Raw genomic sequence first — 11,223 nt, forward strand, 5'->3', positions numbered from 1 at the left:
GCTGATGCCGATATTTTCCATAGAGATGCACCCGACCCACACGCTAGGTTTCAACTATTTCTTAAAACCCATTTACTGGGCACGCGCGTCTGTATCAAATATTACATTTTGAATTTATAATTGCTGCGTTGACAGCGTCCCCTTTGACAATCGAACCATGATAGTCACCCTCTACGTAATCGATAGGTCATGTAGCCCACGGCACTGCCCGTCATACCCCAGCCCACCAGGGCAGGGACCCAAGGGACCCAGATGACTGGCCCCACCATAAAGCCATAGCAGGCTAGGGTCAGTAGACTAATGGACCCTAGACCTGCCAACAGTAGGGGGCCCGGTCGGACAAACCACCAAAAGACAAGGCCGCCCATGCTAGACCACAGCAAGATCCAACCGCTCTCTCCTAAAAATGGCCACCAGCGCATGAGGGGACGCTCTTCGAGTACGGCATTGATTAACTGACTGATCATTTGGCCATGGAGATAGACTCCAGGCACTGAATCGTCATAGGGGGTGTTGAAATCATCGGAGTTGCGATCGCTAAAATCCGTATAGCCGATCAGTACGATGCGATCGCGAATCAGGTCCGGACTCACCTCATCTTTGAGCACAGACTCCAGAGAAACCTGCTGGGCAAAATTCTTCAGTCGAGATCCCTGATCTGAGGTATCTGGATCATTTGGATCATGATAAGTGCGAAAATTTATTAGAGTTTGGTAATCTCCCAAACTACTCCAACCTAAATTCTCGGTATTGCCACTATAGGCCGTCCCATCACCATAAATATCAGGCAGTGCCACCTGGCCCAAGGTGATCACGCCCAAGCGCTGATCATCCCCCGTGTTCCCATAGGAAATGCCCTCAGTTTCAAGATAGGTTTTAGCCAACAACAGAGTAAAAGACTCCTCAGAAGGACAACGATCTGTGCCTAACTGGGTTAAATAGTGGCGACGCACGGTCTTACCACCATCTAACAAAAAATTGGCAAAGCCGACTCGATGCCCAGGCATCTCATTCCCAATATCACTCACCTGATTGCTGGCCGTCTGACAAATGCCAAACAGATTGTCTACCCCAGCCAGATCGTTTTTGAGTGCGCCCTGGGCCGGAAAATCACGGAAAAAGTCCACCCCAATCAAACGAGCCCCATGGCGATTGAGCACGCCAATGGTCTCTGAAAGCGCAGGGTCAGGAATGGTACTAATGCCAGGCTCATAGCGACCTTCGATCATTTGCTCCCGCAGCCACTCCCCACTGGGGGCATCCACCTTCACAATCAATAGCCGTTCATCTTGCTCGGTTTCATTGGGACGGAGTCGCAAAAACTGATCGTAGGCCCAAATTTCCAACGGTTGCAGCCCCCCAAATAGCCGTATCGCCGAGACGGCAAGGGCCGTAGCCACCGTTGCTAGGACCACGGCCCGAGGTTTGATTTTCCTAAAGGGTAGGGCCTGACTGGTCTGGATATAGAGCGTTTGTAGATCCGTGATGGCCGGTATTTTGTTGCCCGACGCCTGTAACCAATGCACCGATTCCGCCAGGTCGTTACCCCGCAGCAAGAAACCATCATCCCGCTGACTTCGCTCCCATTCGATGGCTTTCACGAGTAGTCGGGTGTGGGATCGCACATGCTCCGGATCGCTCTCTAGGGTGCGGAACAGCTCCCCAAAATTCACCAAAAAGTCGCCATCATGGCGGCGGAAATCACTCCAGGGTAAAGCCGCAATCCCAGCAATTCTCATTATGAAGAATAGCTATTCAATCGCCTGCTATCAGACTATTGTGGAAATGTGGCATGAGGCTTAGTCAATGACGAACGGGAGCTTTGCCACTGTAGTCGATTCATTTCGAGGAACGCTGTCATCCCTGCCGGACAAGCGCACGGGTAAGAACAGCCGCTACGCGATGTTGGATGCAGGGCTTAGTGCATTCAGTGTGTTCTTCACACAAACGCCGTCGTTTCTGGCGCACCAGCGCAAGATGTCCGATACGAAGGGTCGCAGCAATGCGCAAACGCTGTTTGGGGTGCATCAAATTCCCAGCGATAATCATATCCGAGATTTGCTGGATGGGATATCGCCCACTGTGCTGTATCCGGTCTTTGACGATATTTTTCAGGTGCTCCAAGCGACGGAGCAGCTATCATCGTTTCGGTCATTTGCCGATACTTTACTGATGCCGCTAGATGGCACCGAGTACTTCAGTTCAACGAAGATTCACTGTGCCCATTGCTCGACGAGGGTGCTTAAATCAGGCGAGACGCACTACTTTCATTCAGTCGTCACCCCTGTGATTGCTTGCCCAGGTCGCTCTGAGGTGATTCCGTTAGTACCGGAGTTCGTCGTACCGCAGGATGGTCATGACAAGCAAGACTGTGAAAATGCTGCCGCCAAACGCTGGTTTGCCCAATACGGGCCAAGGTATCGGGACCTGCGCATCACGGTTCTCGGCGATGACCTGTATTGTCGTCAGCCCTTGTGCGAGCGGCTGCTCACTGAGCAATTCAACTTCATTTTAAGCTGTCTGCCGAAGTCACATAAAACGCTCTACGAACACTTAGAAGGGATAGCACTGCCGAGTGTCATCAAGAAACAGTGGACGGGAAAAACCCTGAAAACCTATACCTACCGCTATCTCAACCAAGTCCCGCTCAGAGATGGCGACGATGCACTGCTCGTAAACTGGTGCGAACTCGTCATCACCAATGCCAAGGGTAAAATTCTCTACCAGAACGCTTTCGCGACCAACCACCTGATTACGGATGACAATGTTGAAGCTCTTGTCACGGCTGGGCGCACTCGATGGAAGGTCGAAAACGAGCATAACAACACCCTTAAAACCAAGGGCTATAACCTTGAACATAACTTCGGGCACGGGCAAAACCAATTAGCGGCTTTCCTGGCCACCTTGAACATCTTGGCATTGCTTTTTCATACCCTGCTCGCTTTGACGGATACAAAGTATCGATTGCTCAGAGCACATCTATCGACCCGAAAAACCTTTTTTAATGATTTACGGGCCTTAACCCGTTACGTTTGCTTTGATAATTGGGATCATTTGCTGACCTTCATGCTCGAAGGTCTGGAGCTTAAAGTGCCTACTGACACTAGCTGACCTCATAATGAGAATTGCTGCCGCAATCCCTTCTGGCAGGGTGGACCTCACCACATTCTGGTAGATTACCGGGAACACTCGCTTTTGGCGAGATTGAGCATAGGTCAATTCAGCTAAACAGGCTGGACATTGGGCCGACCGAGGGGACAACACATACAGAACATTTTCTGCATTATCAATCAGCTGATGGATTTCCTCCGGTCGAGCCGTCCACCCCGCTGCGCCTTCTGGGGATAGCCACGCACTCTTTCCTTGTACCAACAGAGTTTCATTCAGCCGTTGGGAAAAATCAAAGTCATCAATATGGTGAATAAAAAAGACACCAATAGTTTGCTCTGGAGACTGCTGTTGACTAGCCTCTAGAAACGCTAGCTGTAGTGGCAATGCCCCGTTAATCGGTCGATCCTTGGCATTTTGCGCCCAGGCAAAATAGGTCTCTTGCAGCTGACGCTGCAATAACAAACTCGGGTTGTGCTTCTGTCGTTCCCACTTGAGCGCCCTCACCAAAAGGCGTTTATGCTGATTATGGTAAGGAGCCTCTCGACGGATGGCCCGTAACAACTCAGTCAAGGACTTGGCTAAATCGATGGATGTTTGATTATCCATCAGGTTGATAAATTGCACCTTGCGTAGGCTATCGGGTAGTAAATTGAGATCTATGGGTTCCACCAGCATGGGAATAATGCGTTTGTTCAACGCCAGCGCCTGGTCGATCTCCATCTGGCAGTAGTCTGATGCGAGGGATGTTTGGCTAATCAAATAAACAATATTGTCGGCTTCCTCCAGGCCCCGCTGAATAGCCACCTCAAAGTCTTCCCCCAGCCGGATATCCACCGTATTGGTCCAGACAGTAACTCCGGCTTGCAGCAGGTGGTAACGCACAATTTCTCGAGTGGTCAAATCTTCCTCGGCATAGGAGATAAACACCTGGGCCATGCCACCATCGGCGGACTTGATGCTCTCAGTAATAAAGATCGCCTGTTGCAAACTGGGAGTGCAGGGGGGCTGACCTGAGGGACACTCCCTCAGTAGCCAGGTTTGAGCCTGTTGCCGGTCTTCCCCCATGAGCAGATACGAGGCCTGTTCCTGGTGACGCTCCCAGGTCAGGGCCTTGATCAGTAACTCAGTGTGCTGATGGACATAGTCTTCATGGCGGCGGCATAGATCCACCAAGCCAGTAATGGCCGCTTCTAAGTCATCCGTCCCGTCCCGGGCATAGATCCAATTGATTTTACCGATGCCAGGATGCAGGTTGGGAAAACTGGAATGTTTGCCCTGGGCTTGGTAGGCTTGCCATTGTTCTAGGCTGCCCTCGGGGTTACGGGCTTGCCAAGTGGCCTGACTAATCTCCTCCACCTGCAAAATGGGGATAATCCGTTTGTTGTATTTTAGGGCCAGGGCAATTTCCTTGGCGCAGTAGGGGGAGTTGACGGCATGGGGGGTGATGATAAAGACAAAATTATGGCTTTTTTCAATCCCGTCGTTGATCTGCTCTTGGAAGTCTACGCCGAGGGGGATATCGTTTTGGTCAAACCATACTTGAAAGCCTTGGTGGGTCAGTCGCTGATATAGATCGGTGGCAAAGGCTTTACTGTCGATGCGACCATAGGAGATAAAGACATCGTAGAACTGATTGATCCCTTCACTAGCCCTAATCAGCGCCCGGTGGAGATCCGTGGGTTCACTGCCCCCAGGCCCAGTCTCCGATAGCCAGGCCTGGGCCGTGGTGAATTGGCCAGCTCGGAGGAGAAATTTGCGATCGCGACCCTGACGCTCCCAGCTCAGCGCCTTAACCAACAGTCGCTTGTGCTGCGCCAAATAATCGGCGGAGGTTTGCAAGGTGCGCAACAGGTCATCCACCGCCCGGTCAAAATGAACCTCCGATGCCAGGGAAGAAAAATCAATAAACTGGAGCATCCGCAACTCGGCCGGTAGCAGCGCCACATCCATCGGCTGCACCAGCACCGGAATAATCCGCTTGTGGTATCGCCGGGCATAGGCCAACTCCTGTTGGCAATATGGCGAAGCTAAAGCACTGGGCGAAAGTAAAAGAACAATATTATCGGCCCTTTCAATCCCACGATTGATTGCCCCCTGAAAGTCCACAGCGGTGGGAATATCCACCGTGTTAACCCACAGGGTTAACCCCTCCCGTATCAGTCGCTGACGCACCTTTTCCTGAATTTCCATATCCTCTTGACTGTAGGAAATGAAAATTTGGGTCATCTGGTCATGGGCGGCCTTTAGACTCTCCGTAATAAACTCACACTGCAAATCCGTGGGTCGGCAGGGGGGCTGCTCATCTTTAAAGCGCGTCTGTAACCAGCGCTCAGCCTCAGCTAACGTATTATCCTCCGTTAACAGATACTGGGGCTGACGCTGCTGACGTTGCCAGTTGAGGGCTAGGGTCAGTAGCTGGGTGTGCAGACGCACATAGGGTTGCTGCCGCGCCAATATGGCCTGCAGTCTGGCCATCACCTCCTCAAAGTCATCCCGCCCTTCTCGCCCATACAGCCAGTTAATTTTGCTAATTTCCGGGGGCATGTTGGGGAAACTGCTATGGGCCCCCTTTTCCTGCAGAGCCCGCCAGCCAAACTCACTGGCATCGGGTGTGCGAGCCTGCCAAGTGTCATAGCTAATCTCCTCCACATGCAAGAGGGGAATAATGCGTTTATGGAAAGCTAAGGCTAGCTCCAGTTCCTTGGCACAATAAGGCGAATTAACGGAGTGGGGAGAAATAATAAACAGAAAATTATCGGCTTTCTGAATGCCATCATTAATTTGGTGCTGATAGTCCACCCCTGGGGGAATATCGTCAAAGTCAAACCATACCGCTACCCCCGCTGCCACCAGATAGTCCTTGACTTGTGTGGCAAACAAACAACTATCTGCCCTGCCATAGGAAATAAAGACATCCTGCAGAAGGGACAATGGCAATGTCATGACAGCCTAGAAACCATAGTCCCAACGGGCACGATATCCCCGAGCATCAATGTGGGTAAAGACCGATGCACTGGCGATGCCACCGCGATCTCCCCACCAGGATTCTAGTTTGCGGTTGACCTCCGGTGGGGAGATCCCTTGCACCACAAAATCCACCGCATCCCCTGAGAGATGGCGAGAACGGCTGGCCCCCCCAGCCTTACTATTGGAAGCAGGATCGCGATACCAGGAGTTAATGGTAATGGGGCGTCCTCCCAAATAATCTCGCACCTCCTCCATGGCTTCGGCAATTTTCAAAATGCCATTAACCACAGTTTCATCCGCGGGAATGCGGCTACCATTTTTGGTCGCTTCGGCCCAGCTAAAGTGGCCGCCCTTAAGGATGGGGTCGCCCAGATAAACCGTGCCGAGTTTCGGTACCTGAATGGGACGGCCCCGATCTTGGTCAGCAATCTTTGTTTCCGGTGCGACGGGAGGGTCCATGGGTTTGTTATTGGGCTCCGTCCCTTCCAGCTGAATATGCTGGGAAAATATATACCAGTCAACCCGATCATTTTGGCCCCGCAGTAAACCATCTGGAATACGCACTTTTACATGGCCGCCCTGGGCCGGGTCGTCCGTCAGCAGCTCTAGGCGGGTGCCAGCACTGACGAGCATTTTCTCGTCTTCCGCCAGCTTAAACCCCTGCTCTGGCTTGATTTTAAACAGGGTATCCGTCAGCACTAGCAGTTCGACAGCGGCCTTAGGTCCCCCCAATTCAATCATTTGCTGCTGTAGTAGGTAGCGCACAACAGCGGCAGCCCCAACGCGCGATGTGTTTTGGCCCAGGATGCTGGTTCCGCCCCACACCCAGGTTGACTCTTTACCCACACCGCCACGAAACCCATGCCATAGGTCAAATCCCCAAAGAAAAGCTCCTAGGGTACGGGTTTTAGCCTGGTGATATTTTTTGGCGATCAGCACATCCACCACCTGGCGTTCAAACTGGGCTGGCTCGCGAAAATTCCATTCGCTGTAGTGCAAAAGACCGATAAACCACCAGGGTACTCCCGTGGCTTTTTCTACCGATTCATAGTGCGATCGCAACTGCACCATGCGCCCTACAATTCCCCGCACCGTAGGCTCTATGTCCGCCTGGATCGAACAACCTTCAAACGCCGAGCCATAATCTGTTTCCAGTGTTTTGAGCGTTAAATCCATGGAGTTAGCCAATAAAACAACAGAGCTTGGCAAAAATGAACAATTAGGTCATTTTGATCATTAGATTCAAATACTTTACCGATGAAGTATTCCCATCGAAACCAATCAGCATAAATTGTTTATAAGTTAATTTTTATAAATCCAGAAAATCAGAAAGCCAGATTCCAAAGCTTCAGCGTGTACCTTTAAGTTGAATTCTGCTGAATATGAGCCCAGCTATATAGGGTTCATAGCCGCCTTGAACTTCTATGTATCTAGTATGTATCTAGTATGTATCTAGAAATTGCCGATCTATGCCTACCTCCCCTACCTGAACATTAGGCCTGAACATTAGGTCCGTAGCAAGTCCGTAGATCCTTATGGGGTCATGGAAACCTATTCTAACTAAGATCTACCCGCAGACCATCGCGAAATTAAAGCCCATAAAATCGAAAAAATGGCCAAGAAAAATGACTACAATGAGAAGCTTCAGAATACCCTAGGGAATCTGATTGACAAGCTTGAGATTACCGAGCTGCACAAAGAATTTCTCAAAAATCGCTGGCTAGACCAAGTGATGTGGCTAGAAGGACGAGCCGCTAAGGAACGCAATCAACATTTCAGGCTGCGCATGGTGACCATCATCGGTGGTGTCCTGGTTCCGGCCCTGGTGGGGTTTAAAAGTGAGAGTATAAGCATCAATCAAACCGTTGGTTGGATTGCGCTGGGTGTGAGTCAGGCGGTGGCGATTTCGGCAGCTGTAGAAGAGTTTTTTGGCCACGGAGATAAGTATCGCAACTACCGTAGTACGGCAGAAAGTATGAAAATCGAAGGCTGGGAGTTTATGCAGCTAGCTGGCCCCTATAAACGATATGCAGTTCACGAAAACGCCTATAAAACCTTTGCCCACCGGGTAGAGCAATTTATTCAAAAAGACGTAGAAGGGTTTGTTGCCCGTCTAGATGAGAAGCAAGACGACGATAACCGTGACCTAGACGAGGCCAAGGTTCATGCTGAACAAGCATCAATGCGGCTAAATCAAGACAACGAAGAACGGGCCCAGTTTTTAGCTGCCGAACAAGCACGACTAGGGTCCCAGGGGACTGCTCCCCCCAGGGGCTCAGAGAGCGGTTACTCCGGGTCCCTATTGGATATCCAGATGCCCCCCGATACTGAAGGAGTCACTGGAGGGGAGTCCTTTAAAACAAGCGGGTCTCCCTCCTTGGCAGAAATCCAGCCACTGGTGTCCACCAATAACCCACCCACCACAGACCGCCGCCCCGCTACCCACCGAGCAGCCACCCCCATTACCTCCAGCAGTAGTCTGCCCCCCCTAGGGCAACATGCCATGGAATGGGAAGAGAATGTAGACTTCCAGTCGCTAAAAACAATTCTGACTGAGCAAAACAGCGCTGTGGGCTCTGGCTCCAAGAGCAATGGAGGCGCGACCGCCGGACCTCAGCTGATCACCCCCGCCGAGGTATCCCAAATTTTGGAATGTTCCCTGGAGGACTGCAAAGTCTATTTGCCTGGTATTTTGGCAGCCATGAAAAAATACGGCATTTTAGATAACTCCGTCCTGATTGGCCTATTGGCCACCGTTCGGATTGAAACTGGCGGGTTTAAACCGGTCCATGAATGGGGTGGAGAGAGCTATTGGCAACGCTACGAAGAGCGGACGGACTTGGGCAATGTCCAGCCGGGGGACGGGATTAAATATCATGGCCGGGGCTATATTCAACTGACAGGACGGGCTAACTATAGTACCTATGGCAAAAAGCTAGGGGTGGATCTAGAGGGTAATCCCGACCTAGCGATGGACCCAGAAATATCGGCCCAGGTTTTGGCCTGTTACTTTAAAGAACGAGGGGTGGACCAAGCCGCTCGCGCCGGAGATTGGCGCAAAGTACGCAAACTGGTAAATGGTGGTTACCATGGCTGGGATGTGTTTTCAAATTATGTGGAACGGGCCCGGGCTCAACTCGGGTGATCCCGAGCAAACAATAGGTCTGAAGAGGGGCTCACAACCATGACTGATGTGGAAGATGCAACGCTCAACCAACGGGTCCCTCCACCAGACTTATGCAGCAAAAGTTCTACCGAGGCTAAGTACCGAGACTAAGTAATATTCCTCAGAAAATAAGCCATTTGTCCGATAAACATGCACATTCTTGGCAGGATAAGGGTATTTTGGGGTGGTTAAATGGGTTGACAATCAGTAGGCTAATCACACGCTTTTGTTAAGAGATGTACCAAATGCCCCAAACCTCAGACAGTGGACTGGTTGAACATAGGTTTTCGAATGGGCAACTTGCCAAGATCCTGAAAGTGGCTGATGGTACAAGCTACGAAAAAGCCCTGTCGATCTTAGGTTTGCAAGGCCCCACCCCCACATTGCTCGTGATTGGCGGCGCTAGCCACATGACGAGTGAGAGCCAGGCCAAGCTGTTGCAATTTTTTAACGATACCTTGGCTCCCCTGTCTAAAACGTTGGGCATCACCGTTTTAGATGGCGGCACGGATGCTGGCGTTATTCATATGATGGGGGAGGCTCGCCACCATGTGAGTGGTCGGTTTGATCTGATCGGCGTTGCCCCACTAAGACGGGTCATTTTCCCCGACAGTGAGCCTTTCCCCCAGACAACCAACGATCACGACTATCCCCCGGTGGATCTGGAACCCCATCACACCCATTTTTTCCTGGTTCCCGGTGAAAACTGGGGCAGTGAGTCTAGGTGGTTAGCTAAGTTTTCGTCAGTTTTAGCCAGTCCCTTACCCTCTATGACCATCCTGATCAATGGGGGGCAAGTGTCCCTTATGGACTTGCGGCTGAATCTAGAGTTAGGTAGACAGGTCACTATTATTGCGGGCAGTGGTCGTTTAGCCGATCAGGTAGCCGATACCATCAGCGGGGCAAACCCATCGGACAATGAAACCATCCAAGCTCTAGTTCAAACTTACTATCCTAGACAGCTATCTGTATTTAATCTCCTCTCCACCTCATTAGGGGAGCTAAGGGCTCAATTGGACCTGTATTTTAATCCCTCATAATTCAGGGTTGAGATATCTGACTTTGTGCCCCGCTGATCCAGGATTTACCAGCGATTGCCAGCGCTTTTGCCAAGGATAAAAGTAATCTTTAAGAATTGAAATACGGTGTTGGCAGGGTATGCTAGAGTGCTATGGCAATACGTTACTGCCTTCAGTAGCTGTTCAGTTTTCGGTACGATACGCTCACAGTTCAACTCGACCAGTTCAATCTCAACTTCGATTTGATTCTAGAGGGATCTCCCGTAATAACTCGTTGCATATCAAACTTAGGAGACTCTCTATGTCCATTTATGTTGGCAATCTGTCCTACGATGCTTCTCAGGAGGACATCAATGCTGTCTTTGCTGAGTACGGGGCGGTTGCACGTGTCCATCTACCCACTGATCGTGAAACCGGTCGTCCTCGTGGTTTTGCCTTTGTAGAAATGGCTTCGGAAGACGAAGAAACCGCTGCTATCGAGGCCCTAGATGGTGCACAGTGGATGGGCAGGGATCTGCGCGTCAACAAGGCTCGTCCCCGTGAGGAACGTGGCGGCGGTGGTGGCGGTCGATTTTAGTTGAAATCTGCCTAATTTGGGGGTGTGTTTTGCACTCAACCCTGCTTTATCATGGGGCGGTTAAGCTGCTCCATTTTTGTCGTTAAAGGAGAATACTATGGCCCAGGTTATCCTTGGGGATGATGAAGGTATTGAATCAGCGCTGCGAAGATTTAAGCGCAAGGTTGTTCAGGCGGGTATTTTTTCAGATATGAAAAAGCACCGTTACTTTGAGACCCCAGCTGAGAAGTTAAAGCGTAAAGCGATCGCAAAACATCGCCAGAAGCGTTGGAGTCGCAATCGTAGCAACCGCAATAACAATAGGGATTAGACCCTGTCTGTAGTATCCAGCCCTCAGTTAGAATTTCAACAAAACGGCCCCTTTCTATGGAAAGAGGCCGTTT

8 protein-coding genes are annotated in these 11,223 nt (G+C 50.8%); 5 read left to right on the plus strand and 3 right to left on the minus strand.

The window, feature by feature from the left end; translation table 11 throughout:
* Window positions 1–164: 164 nt before the first annotated feature.
* Window positions 165–1,739 carry a CHASE2 domain-containing protein gene (locus VB741_RS06630; RefSeq protein WP_323364368.1) on the minus strand — a complete coding sequence of 525 codons (1,575 nt, stop codon included), beginning with the start codon at window positions 1,737–1,739 and terminating at the stop codon, window positions 165–167.
* Window positions 1,740–1,806: 67 nt separating this feature from the next.
* Here VB741_RS06630 and VB741_RS06635 point away from each other — a divergent pair, with 67 nt between their 5' ends.
* Window positions 1,807–3,111: a transposase gene (locus tag VB741_RS06635; protein ID WP_323364369.1), complete on the plus strand. Its 1,305-nt coding sequence runs from the start codon at window positions 1,807–1,809 to the stop codon at window positions 3,109–3,111.
* On the opposite strand, the gene VB741_RS06640 is transcribed toward VB741_RS06635, so the two are convergent.
* Both VB741_RS06640 and VB741_RS06645 read right to left on the minus strand, forming a co-directional pair.
* Window positions 3,019–6,054 carry a toll/interleukin-1 receptor domain-containing protein gene (locus VB741_RS06640; protein ID WP_323364370.1) on the minus strand — a complete coding sequence of 1,012 codons (3,036 nt, stop codon included), beginning with the start codon at window positions 6,052–6,054 and terminating at the stop codon, window positions 3,019–3,021. The genes VB741_RS06635 and VB741_RS06640 overlap by 93 nt on opposite strands.
* 6 nt (window positions 6,055–6,060) lie before the next feature.
* On the minus strand, window positions 6,061–7,254 hold the full coding sequence (locus VB741_RS06645; protein ID WP_323364371.1) for a D-Ala-D-Ala carboxypeptidase family metallohydrolase: 1,194 nt from the start codon (window positions 7,252–7,254) through the stop codon (window positions 6,061–6,063).
* 436 nt (window positions 7,255–7,690) lie between these two features.
* On the opposite strand from VB741_RS06645, the gene VB741_RS06650 reads away from it, so the two are divergent.
* From VB741_RS06650 to rpsU, 4 genes are all read left to right on the plus strand, one after another.
* Window positions 7,691–9,223: a DUF4231 domain-containing protein gene (locus VB741_RS06650; protein ID WP_323364372.1), complete on the plus strand. Its 1,533-nt coding sequence runs from the start codon at window positions 7,691–7,693 to the stop codon at window positions 9,221–9,223.
* A gap of 338 nt (window positions 9,224–9,561) precedes the next feature.
* A complete protein-coding gene (locus VB741_RS06655; RefSeq protein ID WP_323364373.1) occupies window positions 9,562–10,284 on the plus strand; it encodes a hypothetical protein in 723 nt (240 codons plus the stop codon).
* A 280-nt stretch (window positions 10,285–10,564) separates the two neighbouring features.
* Window positions 10,565–10,840 (plus strand): RNA recognition motif domain-containing protein, encoded by a 276-nt coding sequence (locus VB741_RS06660; protein ID WP_323364374.1) that lies wholly within the window; start codon window positions 10,565–10,567, stop codon window positions 10,838–10,840.
* Window positions 10,841–10,937: 97 nt separating this feature from the next.
* Complete coding sequence (gene rpsU / locus VB741_RS06665; RefSeq protein WP_006515070.1) at window positions 10,938–11,150, plus strand: 30S ribosomal protein S21; 213 nt, start codon at window positions 10,938–10,940, stop codon at window positions 11,148–11,150.
* The last annotated feature ends 73 nt before the right edge of the window (window positions 11,151–11,223 follow it).

The sequence above is a fragment of the Leptothoe sp. PORK10 BA2 genome (assembly GCF_034932105.1).
Classification (GTDB): domain Bacteria; phylum Cyanobacteriota; class Cyanobacteriia; order Phormidesmidales; family Phormidesmidaceae; genus Leptothoe.

Coding starts and splice junctions, on each gene's coding strand:
- VB741_RS06645 (WP_323364371.1), bottom strand. CDS start 7,254: ATGGATTTAACGCTCAAAACACTGGAAACAGATTATGGCTCGGCGTTT.
- VB741_RS06635 (WP_323364369.1), top strand. CDS start 1,807: ATGACGAACGGGAGCTTTGCCACTGTAGTCGATTCATTTCGAGGAACG.
- VB741_RS06660 (WP_323364374.1), top strand. CDS start 10,565: ATGTCCATTTATGTTGGCAATCTGTCCTACGATGCTTCTCAGGAGGAC.
- VB741_RS06650 (WP_323364372.1), top strand. CDS start 7,691: ATGGCCAAGAAAAATGACTACAATGAGAAGCTTCAGAATACCCTAGGG.
- rpsU (WP_006515070.1), top strand. CDS start 10,938: ATGGCCCAGGTTATCCTTGGGGATGATGAAGGTATTGAATCAGCGCTG.
- VB741_RS06630 (WP_323364368.1), bottom strand. CDS start 1,739: ATGAGAATTGCTGGGATTGCGGCTTTACCCTGGAGTGATTTCCGCCGC.
- VB741_RS06640 (WP_323364370.1), bottom strand. CDS start 6,054: ATGACATTGCCATTGTCCCTTCTGCAGGATGTCTTTATTTCCTATGGC.